General features: G+C 62.7%; 14 protein-coding genes and 2 pseudogenes. 9 read left to right on the top strand and 7 right to left on the bottom strand.

Annotated elements, in window-relative coordinates:
• Window positions 1–25 precede the first annotated feature (25 nt).
• Complete coding sequence (gene dbpA / locus DFR38_RS08875; protein ID WP_059286178.1) at window positions 26–1,411, bottom strand: ATP-dependent RNA helicase DbpA; 1,386 nt, start codon at window positions 1,409–1,411, stop codon at window positions 26–28.
• A 156-nt stretch (window positions 1,412–1,567) separates the two neighbouring features.
• Window positions 1,568–3,196, bottom strand: coding sequence for a methyl-accepting chemotaxis protein (locus DFR38_RS08870; RefSeq protein ID WP_059286177.1), 1,629 nt, complete (start codon window positions 3,194–3,196; stop codon window positions 1,568–1,570).
• A gap of 373 nt (window positions 3,197–3,569) precedes the next feature.
• On the opposite strand from DFR38_RS08870, the gene DFR38_RS08865 reads away from it, so the two are divergent.
• The 5 genes and pseudogenes from DFR38_RS08865 to DFR38_RS08855 all read left to right on the top strand — a co-directional run bounded on the left by DFR38_RS08865 (window position 3,570) and on the right by DFR38_RS08855 (window position 9,001).
• Window positions 3,570–4,820, top strand: a complete 1,251-nt coding sequence (locus tag DFR38_RS08865; RefSeq protein WP_110313293.1) for a TIGR03862 family flavoprotein — start codon at window positions 3,570–3,572, stop codon at window positions 4,818–4,820.
• A gap of 272 nt (window positions 4,821–5,092) precedes the next feature.
• A pseudogene (locus DFR38_RS21995) lies at window positions 5,093–7,396 on the top strand (PAS domain S-box protein); the annotation flags it as partial.
• A 45-nt stretch (window positions 7,397–7,441) separates the two neighbouring features.
• Window positions 7,442–7,579, top strand: a pseudogene (locus tag DFR38_RS21990) (histidine kinase dimerization/phospho-acceptor domain-containing protein); the annotation flags it as partial.
• 78 nt (window positions 7,580–7,657) lie between these two features.
• Window positions 7,658–8,608 (top strand): ATP-binding protein, encoded by a 951-nt coding sequence (locus DFR38_RS21985; protein WP_483396325.1) that lies wholly within the window; start codon window positions 7,658–7,660, stop codon window positions 8,606–8,608.
• 180 nt (window positions 8,609–8,788) lie between these two features.
• Window positions 8,789–9,001, top strand: a complete 213-nt coding sequence (locus DFR38_RS08855) for a sigma factor-like helix-turn-helix DNA-binding protein (RefSeq protein ID WP_059286182.1) — start codon at window positions 8,789–8,791, stop codon at window positions 8,999–9,001.
• Between the two features lie 49 nt (window positions 9,002–9,050).
• Here the strand turns inward: DFR38_RS08855 and DFR38_RS20990 are convergent, their stop codons facing one another.
• Window positions 9,051–9,965, bottom strand: coding sequence for a LysR family transcriptional regulator (locus tag DFR38_RS20990; RefSeq protein ID WP_158527716.1), 915 nt, complete (start codon window positions 9,963–9,965; stop codon window positions 9,051–9,053).
• A 75-nt stretch (window positions 9,966–10,040) separates the two neighbouring features.
• Here DFR38_RS20990 and dokD point away from each other — a divergent pair, with 75 nt between their 5' ends.
• Together dokD and DFR38_RS08835 are read left to right on the top strand one after the other, a co-directional pair.
• The gene (gene dokD, locus DFR38_RS08840) at window positions 10,041–11,426 is read left to right on the top strand and encodes an ornithine/lysine decarboxylase DokD (protein WP_059286174.1); all 1,386 of its coding nucleotides are present in this window, start codon (window positions 10,041–10,043) and stop codon (window positions 11,424–11,426) included.
• Window positions 11,427–11,536: 110 nt separating this feature from the next.
• A complete protein-coding gene (locus DFR38_RS08835; protein ID WP_110313292.1) occupies window positions 11,537–12,322 on the top strand; it encodes an ABC transporter substrate-binding protein in 786 nt (261 codons plus the stop codon).
• 46 nt (window positions 12,323–12,368) lie between these two features.
• On the opposite strand, the gene DFR38_RS08830 is transcribed toward DFR38_RS08835, so the two are convergent.
• Complete coding sequence (locus DFR38_RS08830; protein ID WP_059286173.1) at window positions 12,369–13,043, bottom strand: hypothetical protein; 675 nt, start codon at window positions 13,041–13,043, stop codon at window positions 12,369–12,371.
• A 155-nt stretch (window positions 13,044–13,198) separates the two neighbouring features.
• Window positions 13,199–13,747, bottom strand: a complete 549-nt coding sequence (locus DFR38_RS08825; protein WP_110313291.1) for an NADPH-dependent FMN reductase — start codon at window positions 13,745–13,747, stop codon at window positions 13,199–13,201.
• 187 nt (window positions 13,748–13,934) lie between these two features.
• Here DFR38_RS08825 and asd point away from each other — a divergent pair, with 187 nt between their 5' ends.
• A complete protein-coding gene (gene asd, locus DFR38_RS08820; RefSeq protein WP_059286172.1) occupies window positions 13,935–14,783 on the top strand; it encodes an archaetidylserine decarboxylase in 849 nt (282 codons plus the stop codon).
• Between the two features lie 206 nt (window positions 14,784–14,989).
• Window positions 14,990–16,474 (top strand): GGDEF domain-containing protein, encoded by a 1,485-nt coding sequence (locus DFR38_RS08815; RefSeq protein WP_204377474.1) that lies wholly within the window; start codon window positions 14,990–14,992, stop codon window positions 16,472–16,474.
• A 72-nt stretch (window positions 16,475–16,546) separates the two neighbouring features.
• Here the strand turns inward: DFR38_RS08815 and prpF are convergent, their stop codons facing one another.
• Window positions 16,547–17,740: a 2-methylaconitate cis-trans isomerase PrpF gene (gene prpF, locus DFR38_RS08810; RefSeq protein ID WP_110313290.1), complete on the bottom strand. Its 1,194-nt coding sequence runs from the start codon at window positions 17,738–17,740 to the stop codon at window positions 16,547–16,549.
• A 169-nt stretch (window positions 17,741–17,909) separates the two neighbouring features.
• Complete coding sequence (gene acnD / locus DFR38_RS08805) at window positions 17,910–20,510, bottom strand: Fe/S-dependent 2-methylisocitrate dehydratase AcnD (RefSeq protein ID WP_059287000.1); 2,601 nt, start codon at window positions 20,508–20,510, stop codon at window positions 17,910–17,912.
• Between the last annotated feature and the right edge of the window lie 62 nt (window positions 20,511–20,572).

Below are 20,572 nucleotides of genomic sequence, written 5' to 3'. Positions count from 1 at the left end.
TTTGGCTTGTTGCGGCGCGCAAGGCTTATTCGACAAAGCGCATCTTGAACAGACGGCCCTTGATCTTGCTGACCGACAGGCGCTCGAAGGCTTGTTCGGCGATGTCGCGCTGCAGGGCGACAAAGCTGGCGCCCTCCAGTACGTTGATCTTGCCGACATGGCTGCCGGCAATGCCGCCGTCACCCGTCAGCGCGCCCAGAATGTCACCCGGACGCAGCTTGTCACGTTTGCCGCCGGCAATTTCCAGCGTCACCATAGCCGGAATCAGCTGGCCGCCCGGTGCCGGGGTCAGCTCGCTGACTTCGGCCCAGGTGAGCGGGGCTTTCTGGTAATCCTCGATCTGCACCAGACGGCGTGCGTCGTTTTCGCAGGCCAGGGTCATGGCCAGGCCGTGCAGCTCGCCGCGGCCGGTACGGCCAATGCGGTGGATGTGGATTTCCGGGTCGTGGCTCACGTCCACATTGATCACCAGGTCCAGTTCCTTGATGTCCAGCCCGCGTGCCGCCACGTCGGTGGCCACCAGCACGGTGGTGCTCTTGTTGGCAAAGCGCAGCAGGATCTGGTCGCGGTCGCGCTGTTCCAGGTCGCCATACAGCGCCAGCGCGGAGAAGCCACGCGCTTGCAAATCCTTTACCAGCTCCTTGCAGCGTTCCTTGGTATTGCAGAAGGCCAGCGCCGAAGCCGGGCGCACATGCTGCAGGATGCGGGTGACGGTTTCCAGCCGGGTTTCCGGCTTCACCTTGTAGAACCATTGTTCGATATGGTCGCCACTGTGCAGGGCCTGCACCTTGACTTCCACCGGCTGGCGCAGGAACTGCGCGCTGGCCTTGCGGATGGTGTCCGGGTAGGTGGCGGAGAACAGCAGGGTCTGACGCTGACGCGGGCAGGCGCGCACGATGCCGACGATTTCCTCGATAAAGCCCATGTCTATCATGCGGTCGGCCTCGTCCAGCACCAGCATTTTCACATTGGACAGGTCCAGCGACTGGCGGAACAGGTGATCCTGCAAGCGGCCGGGGGTGCCCACCACGATGTGCGCACCGTGTTCCAGCGAGCCGCGCTGCGGGCCCATGGGCGAGCCACCGGTGAGGGTGACCACCTTGATATTGTCGATGCTGCGTGCCAGACGGCGGATTTCCTGTGCCACCTGGTCGGCCAGTTCGCGCGTGGGGCACAGTACCAGACCCTGCACGGCAAACCAGCGCGGATTGATGCCGGCCAGCATGCCTAGACCAAAGGCGGCGGTCTTGCCGCTGCCGGTCTTGGCCTGGGCGATCAGGTCGCGGCCTTCCAGAATCACCGGCAGGCTTTCGGCCTGGATGGGGGTCATGCTGTGGTAACCCAGGCTGTCCAGGTTGGAGCGCAGGGCTTCAGGCAGGGCGGTGAGGCTGGAAAAGGCGATTTTTTTCACGGACTTGGCGATATCACGACAGAAACGGGCTGGCAGTGTAACAGCTGGCGGCGTATTGGCCAAACCGGCTGTTGCGGATGTGGCGCTGGCTGGCTGCCTGGCAGAAAAAACGCCAGTGGGCCGGGGCGCACTGGCGTGGTTGGTCATGCAGGTCTGCTACACCTTGAAACGGGCTACCGAATCGTTCAGCCCGCCTGCCAGCTGTTCCAGCTCCTCGGCAGAGCGCACGGTGTGCTGGATGGCCGTGTCATTGGTATTGGCCAGCTCGGCAATGCTGTCGATATTGCGGGTGACGCGTTCGCTGGTTTCGCGTTGTTGCTCGGTCACCTGCACGATCTGGCGCAGGCCATTGCGCACGGCGGTGGCGGAATCGCTGGCCGACTCCAGCACACTGGCCACTTGCCCTGCCGACAGATGGCTGGCTTCCAGCGAGCTGAGGCTGGCGGCCACCGCCTGGCGTACCGCTTCGGTCTTGTGGTTGAGCGCCCCGGTCACGGTATCGATTTCGCGGGCCGACAGGGCGGATTTTTCCGCCAGCTTGCGTACTTCATCCGCCACCACGGCAAAGCCGCGTCCGGCTTCGCCGGCACGGGCGGCTTCGATGGCGGCGTTCAGCGCCAGCAGATTGGTCTGTTCGGCGATGTCGCGCACCTGTTGCGTCATGCTGGTGATGGAGCTGGTGGACTTCACCAGCTCGGTTTCGGCTTCGGCCATCATCTCCACCGCCTGCTGCACCTGGTTGACTTCCTGTTGCAACTGGGTAAGGTTGCGGCGGCCCTGTTGCGAGCGCTGCAGGCTTTCGTCCGACTGTTCCAGCACCTGTTCGGCATGGCGGGCGATTTCGCCAATATGCTGTGCCAGCTGCTCGACGGCTTGCGCCGCATCCTGCGACTGGGCGTTCTGGGTGCGCGAGCTGTCTGCCAGCTTTTCCGCGCCATCGCTGAGCTGGCCGGCGGAAGAGGCTACCGTGCGGGCGGCACTGCCTACCTGTCTGACCAGCTCGGCAATCGAGCCCAGCATCTGGTTGAACAGGCTGGCAGTCTGGCCGATTTCATCCTGGTGGCGCACCTCCAGCCGCCGGGTCAGGTCGCCTTCGCCCTTGGCCAGTTCGGCCAGTCCGCCGGCCATGGCCTGTAGCGGACGGGTGACAAAGCTGCGGATGAAGAAGAACACCACGGCCATCAGCGGCAGCGAGGCGACAATGGCGAACAGGATGCTCTGGTTGCGGAACTGGGTGACCGAGGCATAGGGTTTTTCCAGCGAAATACGCATGCTGACCGCACCCAGCGGCGTGCCGGCACTGACCTGGTGACAGGTCATGCAATTCTTGCCCAGATAGTTGCTGGCGGCGCGCGCCGGGTACACCACATGCAGGTGTTCGCCCAGCTGCGGGGTGGATTCGATGGCGATATAGGGCTGACCGCTGGCCAGCGCTCCTTTCTCGGCCTCATCGGCGGCGTGCGCCTTGTCACCGGCATTGCCGGGGCCAAACTGCTTGCTGACCGCATCGCCACGGATTACCCGCAACTCGCGCACCGCAGACAATTCCTTGATCTGATCGAGAAACACATCGCGCTGGCCTACCGTGCCGGTCATCATCATGCCGGTGAGGCCGGCCAGGGTCATTTCATTCATGCTGCTGGCCAGGTCCTTGGCCTGGGACACCGCGATGTCGCGGCTGACCGTGGTTTCCCAGGCAATCAGCCCGCTCCATGCCAGTACCAGGCAGCACCAGATGGCGCTGGTGAGTCTTAGCCAGATTGGCCATTCGGAAAATTTTTTCATTGCAAACGGGAGCCCCGCCTCCTTTGTTGTTGCTTATGTTTTTTTTCCCGGTTAACAAAATAGCCGGGCATTCCTGTGGCAAGCGGCGCTGGCCCCGGCAGCAGGACTGCCAGGGGGCGCAACACGCAGCAGGTTTTTGGTGTGCGACTCTTATTGAGCCGTCATGGCCTGTAACAGCGGCCAGCGTAACGTACGTCATATTACCTGTGCTTGGTTTAAATCAAATTTCTTTCCCCGATGGCAGTGTGGGAAGGATGCGGCTTGGGAGAACGCGTGTTTTCTGCAACAATCCCGCCTCAATCAACAGGCAGCACGCTGATGCGGCACCGGCACGGTGAGCTCAGCGGCTGTCGGCCACCAGTCAGGAGTCCCTATGCAGCAGCCCCCGTCCTCATCCAGTGTCGCCATCATTGGTGGAGGTCCGTCCGGCCTGATGGCAGCCGAGGTGCTGGCTGCCGCGGGCGTGGCGGTCACGGTGTATGACGCCATGCCGTCGGTGGGGCGCAAATTCCTGCTGGCCGGGGTGGGGGGGATGAACATCACCCATTCCGAGCCCAAAGCGGACTTTCTCAGCCGCTATCGTGAGCGCGAACCTGAGCTGGGCAACTTGTTGCAGGATTTTGATGCCGACCGGCTGCGCGAGTGGGTGCATGTGCTGGGGGTGGAAACCTTTGTCGGCAGCTCGGGCAAGGTATTCCCGCGCGAGATGAAGGCCGCTCCGCTATTGCGTGCCTGGCTGTCGCGCCTGCGCGAAGGCGGGGTGCAGTTCCGCGTGCGCCACCGCTGGCTGGGTTGGGGCGAACAAGGCGCCTTGCGCTTTGCCACGCCGGAGGGCGAGCTGGAAGCCCGCCATGCTGCCGTGCTGCTGGCCCTGGGCGGTGGCAGCTGGAAAAAGCTGGGTTCGGATGGCAGCTGGCTGCCGCTACTGGCCGCGCGCGGTGTGGCGGTGCGCGAGCTATTGCCGGCCAATTGCGGCTTTGACTGCCACTGGACGCCGCATTTTGCCGACAAGTTTGCCGGCCAGCCGCTGAAATCGGTCACCCTGGAGTTTACCGACCTGGCGGGCAAGACCGTGCGCAAGACCGGCGAGTGTGTGGTCACCCGCCATGGGGTGGAAGGCAATCTGATCTATGCCTTTTCCGCCGCACTGCGCGATACCCTGCTGGCGCAGGGCTCGGCCACCTGCTATCTGGATTTGCTGTCACAGAAAAGCGCCGAACAGGTGCTGGCGGAAGTGACTCACCCGCGCGGCTCGCGCTCGCTGTCCAGCCATCTGCAAAGCCGGCTCAATATCAAGGGTGTGCGCGCCGGCCTGCTGCGCGAGTGCCTGAGCAAGGAGGCTTTCAACGACATGCAGCAACTGGCTGCCGGCATCAAGCGCCTGCCGCTGACGGTCCATGCCACGCGCCCCATCGACGAGGCCATCAGCACCGCCGGGGGTGTGCGTTTCGAGGCCATGGATGAGCGGCTGATGCTCAAGGCCTTGCCCGGTGTGTTCTGCGCCGGAGAAATGCTGGACTGGGAAGCACCGACGGGTGGCTATCTGCTGACCGCCTGCCTCGCCAGTGGCCGTGCGGCCGGCCTGGGCATGCTGGACTGGCTGCGTGCTGCCGCGGCAGTGTGATGTGCTGCTGTGCTGATCCTGCATGAGCAAGTGCGGCGGCATGGACCCTGGCTGATGCAAGCGCCCATGCCAGCATGCGCGTTTTAGCGCAGCCTCTGTGCCGGCAGCTGCTGGCTGTTCCCAGCCCTGCCTTGTACCCAATCCCGTGGCTTCCCGGTGGCGGCTTCCGTCCATGGCGGCCTTGGTCAACGGCCACGGCCGGCGATGCTTGTTCTGGCATGATCACCTGAATTATTGATGTCAATGTCCTTGCGGGCGGCTATACCATAGCAATGGCCCGGCACCGCGGCAGCATGGCTGCATGGTACTGGCACAATACAGGGTGGACTATGCACAGAAAAATAAGCAGCAAGGTATTGCAGACCTTGTCTATCAGTCGGGCGGTCTTGCTTATCGTCATCTTGCTCGGCGCAATCCAGCTGGCCTGGATTACCGAATTGCTGGTGGCCTCCTGGGCCAACTATCAGCAGGCCGAGCAGGTGATGCAGCTGAACAATGTCAGCCGGCAATTGTTCATGGTGGCCGACCTGGCGCGGCGCGAATCCATTCAGGCCCGTATTTTGCTCAACCGCCGCACGGCACCGGGCGCTGCCGAGCGTGCCAACCTGTTGCATTTGCAGCAGGGGGCGGACTTCTGGGCCGAGCAGGTCCTGCAGTCCTTTCGCCAGTTGCCGGATGAGCGTCACTATGGCGAGCAGTTTGCCGGGCAATGGCAGAATTTCAAACGCTTGCGCCAGGAGGTCAACACCCGGCTGGGGCCGTCTTTTGCCCGTGACGAAACCCTGAGCTACGGGCTGGAGCTGGCCATGCGCACGCTGCAGGGCACGCTGAGCGCCATGATGGTGGAAACCGGCAACCGCATCGATCTCAAAGGCAGTGCCGACATCAATCTGCTGGATACCATCAAGCAGGATGGCTGGCTGGTGGCACGCAGCCTGCGGGCGGCTGCGATGGGGCTGGTGTTGCGCGGCGAGCTGAATTCCATGCTCAGTGAAACCGAGGAGGACGATCTGCGCGCCCGGCTGGATCTGGCTGGCGTATTGCTGGAAAAACTGCGCAGCGATGCCCGCTATGCCAATGATCCGCGCCTGTCACAGCGCATGCAGCAATTTTCCGCGCTGGCCCTGCAGCTGAATATCCAGACCAAGCAACAAACCCAGGTGTTGCGCGAGCATGGCGACAATCCGCTGGCTGTGGCGCAGCTGCAAAGCCAGCTGACGCGCACCCAGGATACGGCGCGCGATACCTTCATGCTGTTGTCGGACATGACTGGCGAACTGATCCGGCAGAATCATCAGCATTCTCGCCGCCTGCTGCTGCGGGACAGCCTGTTGGGTGGCTTCCTGCTGGTGCTGGGTGTGGCCTTGCTGTATTTCATGGTGCGCAAGGTGTTGCAGCCGCTCAATCATCAGCAGCGCATGCTGGATGCCGCCGGCGACGCCATCATGACCATCAACGAGCAGGGCATCATCCAGAGCGCCGCCGCCGGTGCCGAGCGCATGTTTGGCTACCCGATGGGCGGCTTGTCCGGTTTGCCGATCGACCAGTTGCTACGCATGGGCGATGACCTGGGCAAGGCCATGCTGCTTGCCGGCGCTGAGGTGGGCATCAATTTGCAGGGCCTGGGCATGGAGCGCAGCGGTCGCTGCTTTTTTGCCGGGCTGACCCTGACCCGCTACCAGGACAGCGCCGCCCATACCGTTTACCTGCTGATCATCCGGGATGAGCACCAGCGCCGGCTGGCCGAACATTCGCTGGAGCGCAACCTGGACATGCTGTCGGCCATCTCCCATGTGGAAAACCTGATGTTGTGCCGCTGGCCGCGGCAACAGGTGCTGAACCGGCTGCTGGACGAATTCAAGCGCTTTGCCGCCGCGGCGGATGGTTTTCTGCTGGAACTGTTCAATGTCAGCGATGGTTCGCTCAATATCAATTTGCAGGCGGGAACATGGCCGGCCAATTTTCCCAGCCTTGCCAGCATCGGCCAGGAGCTGGATCCGGTCAGCTACCTGATGGCCGCCCTGGCCAACGAGCCGGCCTGGGTCAGTCTGCCGGTGACGCAGGACGAGCAGGTGCACGCCATCATCTGCCTGCGGGGTGCCGACCCCTTGCTGGTGGACAAGGATATCCGGCCGCTGGTCAGCTCCTGCGCCAGCATTCTGGGTTTCTACGACGAGGAAGACCGTCGCCTGCATTCGGAAGCGCAGCTGCGTGCGGTATTGCAGGAAGAAGAAGCGATCTATTCCGCCTCGCCGGTCGGATTGCTGCGGCTGAATGCCAATATGCAGATTGTCCGCGCCAACCGCATGGCCGAAGCGATGTTCCTCAGTGGCAGGGAGCAGTTGCCGGGCCGGCACCTGATGGAGCTGGTGCTGTCCGACGAGGGCTGGTTCGAGCTGACCAGCCAGTTGCATGACATGGTGCAGAAACAGACCAAGGTAGCCTGTGAGATCGAATGCAAGACCGGGCAGGGGGCGCCGATCTGGGTCCTGTTCGAGGGCATGAACCTGTTTGCCGCGCAGCCGGAACAGGGCTCGATTCTGGCCTGCATCGATATTTCCGAGCGCAAGCAGGCCGAGCGCGAGTTGCTGGAAGCACGCGATCAGGCCAATTCGGCCAACAAGGCCAAGAGCGCCTTTCTCGCCACCATGAGCCATGAAATCCGCACCCCGATGAATGGCGTGCTGGGCATGCTGGAACTGCTGGCCATGACCCCGCTGGACGAGGAACAGAAAGATTCGGTGGATACGATACAGGAGTCGGCCCGCACCTTGCTGCGGCTGATCGACGACATCCTGGATTTTTCCAAGATCGAGGCCGACAAGCTCGAGGTGGTGATGGCGCCCACGGCGCTACGCCCGATGCTGGAGCAGGTGCATACCCTTTACTCACAGGCGGTCGGGCGCAAGGGGCTGGAGTTTGTGCTGGAAATCGATCCGCGGGTGGCCGCGGTGGTGGTGGTCGATCCCCTGCGGGTAAGGCAGATCCTGCAGAACTTTGTCAGCAATGCGGTGAAATTCACCGCGCATGGCCGCATCGTGTTGCGGGTGCTGCTGCTGGAAGAGGATGGCCGCTCGCAGACCCTGCGTTTCGAGGTGGAGGACAGCGGTATCGGCATTAATGCCGAGGGGCTGGCCAAGCTGTTCCAGCCCTTTACCCAGGCCGAATCGGATACCTCACGCCGCTTTGGCGGTACCGGGCTGGGGCTGACCATCTGCCGCCGGCTGGCCAGGCTGATGGGCGGGGAAGTGAGTCTGGACAGCACGGTCGGTCAGGGCAGCTGCGCGGCACTCTTGCTGGTGGTGAGCGTGGCCGATGCGCAGGAGCTGGAAGAATCACCACCCGTACGGCCCGGCCACCCGGCCGGCATGCCTGGCAACCAGGATCAGACCATGCTGCCCATCCTGTTTGCCGAGGATAATCCCACCAATCGCAAACTGGCGACCAGGCAGCTGGAAAAACTGGGCTACCGGGTGGAGCTGGCCGAGGATGGTGCCGAGGCCTATGCCAAGTGGCAGGATGGCCATTTCAGCCTGCTGCTGACCGATTGCCAGATGCCGAATACCGATGGCTACCAGCTGGCGCGGCTGATCCGCAATTACGAGGCAGAACACCCGGCGCGGCCGCCGACCATCATCATCGCCTGCACCGCCAATGCCGGGGTGGAGGAGCAGGAAAAAACCAGCGCCGCCGGCATGGATGATTTTCTCACCAAGCCGTTGTCCATCGTGGCCTTGTCCGCCATGCTGGACAAGTATCTGGGGCCGTCGGCCAGCCCCCCGGCCTAGCGCGGGTGCCGCTTTGTGCCGCCGCCGAGGCATTTGATGCAAATCAAACAATGCATTTTTTATGCAAGCATCTATGCTGCAATAACAAGCCGCTGCGGTTTGCTGTCTTGCCGGTGTTGCCCGCCCGGGTAGAAACTGGCAGCGCCAAGTCACCCCAGTTTGATGTCGGAGATCAGAGCCATGAAACTTGACGATTTCAACCAGGTTGCCGACCTGATCGGCCTGAAAAAACGCTCGCGCGAAGCCGTGTGGCTGATGGAAGTGGAAGGCATGACCGGCTATTTTGCCGCCCAGCAAATGGATATCAGCGAGTCCACCGTATCCCGTGCCCATACCCGTTTCCGCCTCGCACTACGCAAGCTCAATGCCCTGTCCGGGCATCTGCCCCTGTAATTTCTCCTCTGTTGTTGACTTGCAGCCCGGCCGCCATGCCGGGCTTTTTCTATGCAGCCTCATCCGCGGCAGCCTGTTGCCGCAGCCAGCCCAGCAGTGCCTGCAGACCGGGATGGTCGGCATAGCTGTCGGGATAAGCCAGGTAATAGCCGCAGCCGGTTTCCAGCACGCTGTCGAAGGGGCATGCCAGCCGGCCCTGTTGCAGCTCGTCCTTCAGCAAGGCCATGTCACCGATGGCCACGCCCAGCCCGCTGGCCGCCGCCGTCCAGGCCAGGTGGTGCAGGTCCACCACCTGATGTTTGTATTGCGCCAGCGAGCTGATCTGCCGGGTGGCCAGCCAGGCCATCCACTCCTCGTAATCGCGGGTGGTGTGGAACAGCGTCTGACCGGCCAGATCATCCAGGCAGGTCAGCTGCGGCAGCATGCCGGGCGCACACACCGGGCTCAGCCTTTCCGCCAGCAGCAATTCGGCCTGCATATTGGGCCAGTGACCGCGGCCAAACAGGATGTAGGCCCGGTCGATGCCCGGGTCCAGCTCCGAGGGCTCATACACCATGCTGTCGATGCGCAGCTGGGTCAGCGGGTATTGCTGGTAGAAACTGCCCAGCCGTGGCATCAGCCAGCGCACGGCAAAGCTGACATACACCTGCAGCGACAGGATGTCGGTCTGGGTTTTCAGCCGTCTTTCCACTTCTTTCAGTCTTTCCACCACGTCTTGTGCGACCGGCAGCAGGGTGCGGCCCGATGGCGTGGGCTGCACCTGCCGGCTGTGGCGTTGCAGCAGGGGCGTGCCGTAATGCTCCTCCAGCAGGCGGATCTGCTTGCTGATGGCGCCCTGGGTCAGGAAGAGCCGGCGTGCCGCTTCGGTAAAGCTGCCGCTCTGCACTACGGCGACAAAGGCACGCAGGGCGGAGAGCGAGGGAAGGTGATGGGTGTCGTTCATGACAAGATGGAATAGTTCCATGCCAATAATTCGTTCGTGCAAATTAGGTGATTTCCGTATGTTTGGCAACAAACAGCACCAGCAAACGGAGACGCCATGCACCACGATTATGATTCCCAACGGCAATACACCCTGCAGCATGACCGCCGGCTGAGCGCCGGCAGCGGCCATCTGCAATGCGAAGGGGTGGATCTGCCGGCACTGGCCGCAGAGTTCGGCTCGCCCTTGTTTGTCTATTCCGCGCCGGAAATCCGCCGCAATATCGCGGAAATCCAGCAGGCTTTTGCCAGCCACGCCAATACCCGCATCTGCTATGCCTCCAAGGCCTGCTCGCTGCTGGCCGTGCTGCAGGTGGTGCGTGCCACCGGCATCAGCATCGAGGCCAATTCCGCCAATGAAATCCGCCGCTGCCTGGCGGCCGGTTTTGCCGGCAATGAGATCGTCTACAACGGCGTGGTCAAGCGTGATGAAGAACTGGAATTCGCCATCCGCCAGCAATTGCACGCCATCAATGTGGACAGCGAGCAGGAGCTGCTGGCCATCGACCGCATCAGCCGTCAGTTGCAAACCCCGGTACGTATCTGCCTGCGGGTGGAGCCGAATGTCCGGGCCGCCACGCACGAGGGGCTGATGACGGCTTTCCGCGCCAAGTCCGGGGTGGATCTGGCCGATGCCGAGCGGATTTGCCGTCAGGTCGCCGCCATGCCACATGTGCGCCTGTGTGGCCTGCACATGCATGTGGGCGACCAGGTGCCGGATGCCGAACCGTTTGCCGCGGCGACCCGCGTGCTGGTGGAAACGGCGCGCCGGCTGGAAAGCACGCTCAACATCCGTTTTGACATGATCAATGTCGGTGGCGGCATTCCCACGCCCTACCGTTATGCCAGCGACCGTGGCCTGGGTGGGCCGGACAATATGCAGCCGGCCATTGGCGCGGCGGAATTTGCTGACGCGGTGATCCGCGCAGTGCATGCCTGGCGCCAGGACATCGAAATCTGCATCGAGCCGGGGCGCAAGGTGGTGGGCAGTGCGGCGGTATTGCTGACCGGCCTGGTCAGCGGCAAGCGCAAGACCCTGCTCAATGAAGATGGCAGTGTGGAAGGCCAGGTGGACTGGCGCATGCTGGATGCCGGTTTCAACGCCATTCCGGATTACAAGGACTGGTATTTCTACGTTTACAACGCCAGCCGCATCACGGACAGCCACAATCAGCCGGTCAAGCTGGGCGGACCCTTGTGCGATGGCGGCGACTACTTCCGCCACGGCCCGCTGGGCGAGCAGTTCCTGCTGCCCGAAGCCAGTGCCGTGGGCGATGTGCTGGCTTTTCTGGATGTCGGCGCCTATCAGCTGGAAAACCAGACGGTATACAACGCCCAGCCGCGCTCGGCCGCGGTGCTGATCGAGGACGCCGGTCATTACCGCCTGATCCGTCGTCAGGAACGCTTTGACGACATGTTGTTGCTGGAGCGTGACCTCGCCTGATGGTCAGAAAGTCTTGCCATACCGCCACGCCCCTTGACGGGTGTGGCGTGATAACGCCAAGCCGTCCCTTGTCGTGCGTTTGTCTACTCACCCAGTCCGGAGGAATCAAGATGAAGCTGCAATCCTGGTGTGCCGTATTGCTGTCCGCTGCTGCCGTACAGGCTGGCGCGACCGATCTGAACAATCTGCGTATCGGCATGGATGCCACTTATCCGCCGTTCGAGTCGCTGAACCCTGCCGGGCAGATCGTCGGATTTGAGGCCGATCTGGCCATGGCGCTGTGCAAGGAGATGAAGGCGCACTGCACGCTGATCAATCAGGACTGGGATGGCATCATTCCCGGCCTGATTGCCAAGAAATACGATGTGATCATGTCGTCGATGACCATTACCGCTGATCGGGCCAAGGCGGTGACCTTCAGCGAGCGCTATTTCCGCACGCCACAACGGCTGATCGCGGCCAAGGGCAGCACGCTCAAATTTACTGCCGAAGGCATGAAGGGCAAGCGGGTGGGGGTGCAGCGCGGGACCACGGCCGACATGTATCTGAGCAAGTTCTGGGGGCCGCGCGGCATGGATGTGGTGCGCTATGAAGACCAGGACAAGGCCTATGCCGACCTGGTGAATGGCCGGCTGGATGCCAGCTTCCAGGACGAGCTGCAGGTGGAGGCCGGCTTCCTCAAGAGCGAGCCGGGCAAGGGCTTTGCCTTTGTCGGCCCGTCCATCAATGGCGACAATGCCGCCGAGCGCGAGGTGCTGGGCTCCGGCGCCGGCATGGCGGTGCGCAAGGAAGACAAGGAGCTGGTGGCGCGTCTGAACAAGGCGATTGCCGCGGTGCGCGCCAATGGCAGCTTCAAGAAGCTGAGCGTGCAGTATTTCGGGCGCGATATTTACTGATGGGTGTTGCTGCCCGCAGCCCGGTGACGCGGGTTGCGGGCATGGCTCAGCTGCTGCTTGCCGACGTGTTCTGGCTGTTGTCTTGCTGCAAGTCCGGGCGGATCAGCGTGTAGTCGTTATTGCTGGGCAGGCCGTTCTTCTGCCAGTCGTCCAGCGTGGCCATGATGGCGTCGTGGGTCTGGTTGCTGATGTCGGGCAGGCTGCCGCCAAAAGCCTGTTTGGCCTCATCAAAGCCCTGTTGTACTGCGGCGCGGAGGGTATCGATCTTGCTGGGGTCGTTGCCTATGCCCAGCCTGGCAAAATCCAGGATGCGCCGTGCGGTGTTCTTTACGCCCAGCTCGCCATCCTCGGACACCGCCTGGGTGGCTGCGGCCTTGGTTTGCGGGTCGACCGTCAGCTTTTGTTCGCCACTGACCACCTTGTTCCATTGCAGGCCCTGCTGTTGCACCAGATTGCCCAGCAGCTTGAGGAAGTCCGACACTTGCTGGTTGGACTTGGCCAGCAAGGCTGACACATCCACCGGGGCAGCGGTGGTGCTGCTGCTTGGTTTGCCGTAGGTCAGCGACTGTGTGCCGCTGTCGTTCTGGCCCAGGCTGACCACTTCGTCCACGGTCAGTGTGCTGCTGTTGATGCTGTCGCCGGTCTTGCTATCGGTCAGGGTCGTGCTGCTGAGGCTGGCGTAAAGCGACAGGCTGTTGCCCGGAATGCTGCTGATGCTCATGAGCGACTCCCATGGTGATAGTGATGAAGCATGCCGGCAAAGTGGCAGGCTACTGTCTCATTATCGGTCGCTGGCGGGAAAATTTTAGTAAAAAACAATGCAATCAGGCCGGTGCGCCCTGCGGCAGCCCCGGCCGGGTGTGACTGCTTGCTGGCTTAGGCAGACAGCTGGCTGGCCCAGGCTTGCAGTGCCTGCAGTTGTTGCACCACCAGTCCTTGCAGGCGTTCATCGGTCAGATTGCCTTCGGCATCAAAGCCGCCGGCAAAGGCATTGGCAAACACTTCCGGCCGGTTCAGCGGGTGCAGGTCGAGGTATACGCAGGTCTGGCGCAGATGGTATTGCGCGCGGGACGTCCCCATGCCGCCACCTGCGCCGACAATGGCGACCGCCTTGCCGGCCAGCAGTGCGTTGTCCGGCTCGCGCGAGGCCCAGTCCAGCGCGTTTTTCAGCGCCGGAGCCATCGAGTAATTGTATTCCGGGCAGGCCAGCAGCAGGGCATCGGCACTGGCCAGCTGCGCCAGCAGTTGCTGCACGGCGGCCGGTTTTTCGCTGATGTCGGCATTGTAAAAAGGCAGCTGGCCAAGGTCTGCGATCTCGATCTGGATGCCTGCTGGTGCGTGTGCCTTGGCATATCGCAGCAAGCCCATATTGGTGGATGCGCGACGCAGGCTGCCACAGATGCCCAGTACTTTCAGTGTGCTCATCGTGGTTCCTTGTGTGAGGACAGGGGGTGGAGAGAGATGTCCCGTCTGCATTCTAGATAGCACCTGTCCTCTTTTCCAGTTGAGGCGGTCAGTCATTGGCTGTGCTGCCAAATGCAGGCCCGCATTTCGCTTCACCCTGAGTCCGGCTTATAATGTCCGGCTGTCCGCATTCCAGAGTGTTGAAATAGTGTCCGAACGATTCGCCGTATGGCTGCAATATCTCCTGCCCAAGCAGGCTTTGACCATTCTGGCCGGCAAACTGGCCAGTGCCGAGGCCGGAGGGTTGACCACGGCGGTGATTCGCTGGTTTGTCGGCCGTTATCAGGTCAATATGGCCGAGGCGGCCAACCCCGATATTGCCAGTTATCCCAGCTTCAACCAGTTTTTTACCCGGCCGCTGCGCGCCGGGGCGCGTCCATTGGCCGATGCCGCACTGATCTGCCCGGTGGATGGTGCCATCAGCCAGTTCGGACCCATCCGGCAAGACCAGATTTTCCAGGCCAAGGGGCATGACTACTCCACCACCGCGCTGGTGGGCGGCGATACGGCCATGGCCGCGCACTATCAGAATGGTTTCTTTGCCACCATCTACCTGAGCCCGCGTGATTATCACCGCATCCACATGCCTTGCGATGGCCGCCTGCTGAGCATGACTTATGTGCCGGGTGCGCTGTTTTCGGTGAATCCGGCCACGGCGCGTGGTGTGCCGGGGCTGTTTGCCCGTAATGAACGGGTGGTATGCGAGTTTGACGGGCCGCATGGCCGCTTTGTGCTGACCCTGGTGGGGGCCACCATCGTCGGCAGCATGGCCACAACCTGGCATGGTGTGGTGAATCCGCCGCGTCCGGACCGGATCCAGCGCTGGGACTACCAGGACCAGCATATCGTTATCGGCAAGGGGGAGGAGATGGGCCGCTTCCAGCTCGGTTCCACCGTGGTGTTGCTGTTTCCGCAGTCCACCGGCTTGCAGTTCAATCAGCAGTGGCAGCCCGCCAGCCCGGTCCGACTGGGAGAGTGCATGGCCGACATGGCCTGAGAGCAAAACCGCCGTTGGCGGTTTTTTTATGCCTGTCGCTGATGCGTTGCACCAACCTGCCTGTCATTGAACTATGCTAGTGTCACCATCGCCTCATGCCCGCTGCTGTCAGCCCCTCCGGGGCGGCCGGCCAGCACCCTGCGGTGGCGGACGCTGTCCGGCTGACTTTACTTTGCCCTTGTTCGACCTCTCTCATGAATACAGACGTGTCAGGACCTTCTGCTGCATTGCCGCTGGCCAGCCCGGATGCTGCCCTGCGGCCGCCCGCCATCACGCCCTGGCGGCTGTGGCGCATCATTTCGCGGCGTGAACGCTGCATCCTGTTTGGTGGCTGGCTGTGCAGCGTGCTGCTGTCGCTGGGGCTGGGTGTGCTGTCGGTGGCGGAGAACTGGTCTGGCATGCCGCTGCAGTTTGGCGGGGTCACGGTTTACATCACCGTGTATCCGGCCCTGCTGATCAGCCTGTGGTGGAGCCTGTGCCTGGGCTGGTGGTGGGGCGCCTTGCCAGCCTATCTGACCACGCTGGTGCTGGCCTTGTATGCCGGCATGGCTTGGCAGTGGGCCGCCCTGTTTGCCTTTGCCGATCCGCTGGGTGTGGCGGTAATGGTGCTGGGGTTTCGCGCCTTGCCCATGTTGCGCGGCCTGCGCAGCCTGGAATCGGTGCTGCACTTTGTCCAGCTGTCTTTTGTCGGCAGCATTTTCAGTTCCAGCGGGGCGCTGATCTGGACCTATTGCAACAAACAGGCGTTCAGCGAGCTGCTACCCATCTGGCAGGGTTGGTGGCTGGGGTTTTTCCTGCAAAACCTGCTGCTGGTGGGGCCGGTCCTGGCTCAAAGCTGGCGGGCGACCGACCGCTGGCTCAGCCGTCACCAGGCCTTGCCGCCTGCCAGTGAGGCGGAATCGCGCCACCTGATCGTGCTGTTGCTGGTGCTGGTCAGCCTGGGGGCGCTGGTGTACGGCTACCTGTCGCTCAGCCTGGGCAGCAGCCTGTTGCTGGGGCAGTTGCAACATGGTCTGTCACCTGAGCTCCGCCAAGCCGCCACGGTGATGACCCAGACCGGCTGGGTGTTCTTCTGGGTGTTTGCCTTGCAGGTACTGTTCAATGCCTTCTTTGCCTACCGGCTGTTCCTGCACTGGCAGGGGCGCAACCAGCAGTTGCTGACCGCGCTGAAACAGAGCAATGCCTATCTGGCGCAGCTGGTCCGGCTGGACGGCCTGACCGGTCTGCTCAATCGCCGTTCCGGCGACGAGGTGCTGCAACAGGAATGGCTGCGCAGCCAGCGTTCTGGCCAGCAGGCCGTGCTGATCATGCTGGATATCGACCATTTCAAGCAGGTGAATGACGAATATGGCCACGATGTGGGTGACCGGGTGATCGAGCGGGTGGCCACGCTGCTGCTGGAACATACCCGTGCCATCGATACCGCCATCCGCTACGGTGGCGAGGAATTCCTGCTGCTGCTGCCGCACACCACGCAGGAAGGTGGCGTGCAATTGGCCGAGCGCCTGCGTCAGCAGATGGCAGCCAGGACGCTGCATTGCAACGACGTGGAGGTGAGCGTCACGCTCAGCCTGGGTGTCGCGGCCACCACCATGGTGATGCAGGACAAGGCTGCCTGGGTGAAGCAGGCTGATATGGCGCTGTACCAGGCCAAGCGGGCAGGGCGCAATCGGGTGGTGGCAGCGCACTGAGCATCACGCTGCCGGCGCAGGCAATGAAAAGGCCACCCGCGGGTGGCCGTTTTCATGGGCAGGCAGGCGGATTCAGACACTGTCGCCGGGGATGCGGACCCAGCCTTCCATCAACACGCGGGCGCTACGGCTCATGATGGCCTTGCTCACCTGCCACTGGCCGTCCACCAGCCTGGCTTCCGCACCGACGCGCAGGGTGCCGGACGGGTGGCCAAAGCGCACCGACTGGCGTTCGCCGCCACCGGCAGCCAGGTTGACCAGCGTGCCGGGAATGGCGGCGGCGGTGCCGATGGCCACTGCCGCAGTGCCCATCATGGCGTGGTGCAGCTTGCCCATGGACATGGCACGCACGCGCAGGTCGATGTCTGCCGGGGTGATTTCCTTGCCGCTGGAGGCGGTATAGGCCGCAGGCGGAGCGACAAAGGCAATCTTGGGCGTGTGCTGGCGGGTGGCTGCTTCGGCAAGGTCCTTGATCAGCCCCATGCGGACTGCACCATGGGCGCGGATGGTTTCAAAGCGGGCCAGTGCGGCGGCATCGCCATTGATGGCTTCCTGCAGTTCGCTACCGCTGTAACCCAGCTCGGCCGCGTTCAGGAAGATGGTGGGGATGCCGGCATTGATCATGGTGGCCTGGAAACTGCCCACGCCCGGCACATCCAGCGTGTCCACCACATTGCCGGTGGGGAACATCGCGCCGCCGCCATCGCCTTCGCCCTCGTCGGCCGGGTCGAGGAATTCCAGCTGTACTTCGGCGGCCGGGAAGGTGACGCCGTCCAGCTCGAAATCACCGGTTTCCTGTACTTCACCGTTGGTGATGGGTACGTGGGCGATGATGGTCTTGCTGATATTGGCCTGCCAGATGCGCACGGTGGCCACGCCATTGGCCGGGATGCGGCTGGCGTCTACCAGTCCGCTCATGATGGCAAAGGAGCCGACGGCGGCGGACAGGTTGCCGCAGTTGCCGCTCCAGTCGACAAAGGCCTTGTCGATGGCCACCTGGCCAAACAGGTAGTCCACATCGTGATCGGGCCGACTGCTCTTGGCCAGGATCACCGTCTTGCTGGTGCTGGAGGTGGCACCGCCCATGCCGTCGATCTGCTTGCCGTAGGGGTCGGGGCTGCCGATCACCCGCATCAGGATGGCGTCACGCACCGGACCGGCTTGTTGCGCGGCGGCCGGCAGGTCTTGCAGGCGGAAAAACACCCCCTTGCTGGTGCCGCCACGGATATAGGTGGCAGGAATGCGGATTTGTGGAGCATGGGCCATGTGGTCTCTCCTGTCATGCTGTGGGCAAGGCCGTCAACAGGCATTGCCGGAATAGGGTGGCAAGCAGCCGGGCGGCTGCGAAACGGATTTCGCGCCGCCCGGCGGTTGGGGGCTGCCCTGAATCCGGCCTGCCGGCAGGGACATACCTGCAGGCCGGGGGCAGCAAAACTCAAGCGGTGGTGGACTCCAGGAAGTCCTGGGCAAAGCGCTGCAGCACGCCACCGGCCTGATACACCCGCACTTCGGCGGCGGTATCCAGACGGCAGGTGACCGGCACTTCCAGCGTTTCGCCATTACGACGGTGAATCACCAGCGTGAGCGTGCAGCGCGGCGAGATATCACCCTTGACGTCGTAGCTTTCGCTGCCGTCAATGGCCAGGGTCTTGCGGTTGGTACCGGCCTTGAATTCCAGCGGCAACACGCCCATGCCTACCAGATTGGTGCGGTGGATGCGTTCGAAGCCTTCGGCCACGATGGCTTCCACCCCGGCCAGCCGTACGCCCTTGGCCGCCCAGTCACGCGAGCTGCCCTGGCCGTAGTCGGCACCGGCAATGATGATCAGCGGCTGCTTGCGCGCCATATAGGTTTCGATGGCTTCCCACATGCGGGTGACCTTGCCTTCCGGCTCGATCCGCGCCAGCGACCCCTTCTTCACCACGCCATCCACCACCGCCATTTCGTTCACCAGTTGCGGGTTGGCAAAGGTGGCGCGCTGGGCGGTCAGGTGGTCGCCACGGTGGGTGGCGTAGGAGTTGAAGTCCTCCTCCGGCAAGCCCATCTTGGCCAGGTATTCACCGGCAGCCGAGCTGGGCAGGATGGCGTTGGACGGTGACAGGTGGTCGGTGGTGATGTTGTCCGGCAATACCGCCAGCGGCAGCATGCCCTTGAGCGTGCGCTCCCCGGCCAGTGCACCTTCCCAATAGGGTGGGCGGCGGATATAGGTGGACATCGGACGCCAGTCGTACAGCGGGCTCTTGGCTTCTTCCACCTGACCCAGATCGAACATCGGGATGTAGATCTGCTTGAACTGTTCCGGCTTTACGCAGCGCGCCACGATGGCGTCGATTTCATCATCGGACGGCCACAGGTCCTGCAGGCGGATTTCCTTGCCGTCCACCACGCCCAGTACGTCTTTTTCGATATCGAAGCGCACGGTACCGGCAATGGCGTAAGCCACCACCAGCGGCGGCGAGGCGAGGAAGGCCTGCTTGGCATAGGGGTGGATACGGCCATCAAAGTTGCGGTTGCCCGACAGTACGGCGGCGGTGTACAGGTCGCGGTCTATGATTTCCTGCTGGATTTTCGGGTCCAGTGCGCCGGACATGCCGTTACAGGTGGTGCAGGCATAGGCGACAATGCCAAAACCCAGTTTTTCCAGTTCCGGCAGCAGTCCGGCTTCTTCCAGATACAGCTTGGCGACTTTGGAGCCCGGAGCAAACGAGGACTTCACCCACGGCTTGCGCAGCAGGCCCAGTTCATTGGCTTTCTTGGCCAGCAGGCCGGCGGCCACCACATTGCGCGGGTTGCTGGTGTTGGTGCAGCTGGTGATGGCGGCAATGATGACCGCGCCATCCGGCAGCAGGCCTTCGGCTTCTTCGGCACGGGCCTTGTCCAGATCAACCGCAATGCCGCGCTCGGCCAGTGCCGAGGTGGGCAGACGTTTGTGCGGGTTGGACGGACCTGCCATATTGCGCACCACGCTGGACAGGTCGAATTCCAGCACGCGTTCGTATTGCGCGCTTTCCAGACTGTCGGCCCACAGGCCGCTGACCTTGGCATAGTTTTCCACCAGTGCCACTTGCTCGGCTTCGCGGCCGGTCAGCTTGAGGTAGTCGATGGTTTGCTGGTCGATATAGAACATGGCGGCGGTGGCGCCATATTCCGGGCACATATTGGAGATGGTGGCACGGTCGCCGATGGACAGGCTGGCAGCGCCATCACCAAAGAATTCCACATAAGCACCGACTACGCGCTCCTTGCGCAGGAACTCGGTGAGCGCCAGCACGATATCGGTGGCGGTAATGCCGGGCTGGCGCTGGCCGGTGAGCTTGACGCCGACGATGTCCGGCAGACGCATCATCGAAGGATGGCCCAGCATCACGGTTTCCGCTTCCAGGCCGCCCACGCCGATGGCAATCACGCCCAGTGCATCCACATGCGGGGTGTGGCTGTCGGTGCCGACACAGGTGTCGGGAAAGGCCACGCCATCGCGCACCTGGATTACCGGTGACATTTTTTCCAGATTGATCTGGTGCATGATGCCGTTGCCGGCCGGAATCACATCCACATTCTTGAAGGCAGTCTTGGTCCACTCGATGAAGTGGAAGCGGTCTTCATTGCGACGGTCTTCGATGGCGCGGTTTTTTTCGAAAGCCTGCGGGTCGAAACCACCGCACTCCACGGCCAGCGAGTGGTCGACGATCAATTGCGTCGGTACCACCGGGTTGACCAGCGAGGGGTCGCCACCCTTGTCGGCAATGGCGTCACGCAGACCGGCCAGGTCGACCAGTGCGGTCTGGCCCAGAATGTCGTGGCACACCACGCGCGCCGGATACCAGGGGAAGTCCAGGTCACGCTTGCGTTCGATCAATTGCTTGAGCGCGTCGGTCAGCAGTTCCGGTTCGCAGCGGCGCACCAGTTGCTCGGCCAGTACGCGCGAGGTATAGGGCAGGGGGGCATAGGCGCCGGGCGCAATGGCGTCAACGGCGGCGCGGGTGTCGTAGTAGTCCAGCTGGCTGCCGGGCAATCGGGTGCGGTAGTTTTTGTTCATGGCGTCGCTAAAACTCTCAGGGTGGAAGCAAAGCGGGGAGCTATCCTTGCGGCTTAGCTCCC

It is taken from the genome of Aquitalea magnusonii (assembly GCF_003202035.1).
Lineage (GTDB): Bacteria > Pseudomonadota > Gammaproteobacteria > Burkholderiales > Chromobacteriaceae > Aquitalea > Aquitalea magnusonii.
This window is presented reverse-complemented; position numbering and strand designations above follow the sequence as displayed.